Origin of the sequence: Streptococcus cristatus (assembly GCF_003943505.1) — a bacterium.
Classification (GTDB): Bacteria; Bacillota; Bacilli; order Lactobacillales; family Streptococcaceae; genus Streptococcus; species Streptococcus cristatus_E.
Genome location: NZ_RJPS01000061.1, coordinates 1 through 753, shown reverse-complemented (window position 1 = coordinate 753; position 753 = coordinate 1). Strand labels below are relative to the sequence as shown.

At 43.2% G+C, this 753-nt stretch carries 1 protein-coding gene; it reads right to left on the bottom strand.

Annotated elements, in window-relative coordinates; translation table 11 throughout:
* Nucleotides 1-67 precede the first annotated feature (67 nt).
* The coding region (locus tag D8792_RS11520; RefSeq protein WP_185758460.1) for a hypothetical protein at nt 68-753 on the bottom strand (686 nt) is incomplete at its 5' end.

Here is a 753-nt window from a genome sequence, read left to right as displayed (position 1 = left end):
TCATAATCCTGCTTATATTCCTTGAAATCTTCTTCGATCTTTGCACGTTGATTCCGCAAGTTGCCCATTATCTCATCAAATCCCATTGTTTAAAATTCCTTGCCAATTCTTGATCCTGATCCAACTGTTTTTGAATACCAGAACGCATTTTCTGAGCAATGCCTTCAAATTCTCGCTTAAGCTCATAGGCTAACGCCTTCTTTTCGCGGTAACGCTGAAAATCCGACACGCTAATGCTTTCTCTTGTCACACCAACATCTGACAGAGCAGAGTAAATTTCAGATTCACTCAATTTGGGACCCGCAGTATAGGCCTGGCGGACAATTAGATTCCAGAGATCTTCGGCTTCTTGAATGGCATCATCATACAGACTAATCAGCAAGTCCAATCCTTTTGTTGCAATATTTTCAATGGCCGAAGCAGTAACTAAGGCCTGCTCACTGTCTAAGTAGATTTTTTCCCCTCTCGAAAGACCATCTGCTTTTAGACGATCTCGCAATCCGACCAATGAAGCCAATTCCGTGTCCAAAGACTGCAGACTGTTTTTAGCCGTCTCCAAGTAATTGAAACGCATGGCAGTGATAACCACCCTGCCATGCTCATCAATAACCTCTCCCTGCTCATTAAACTGCCAATCAAAAATCTTATGGCTAGAACCATAAACCCAATAGATGGTTCCAAAGCCATCTCCACCCTTCACACCTGCCAAGTTCCCGTCTCGGTATTGAACGACATCATCTTCAACATGACGAT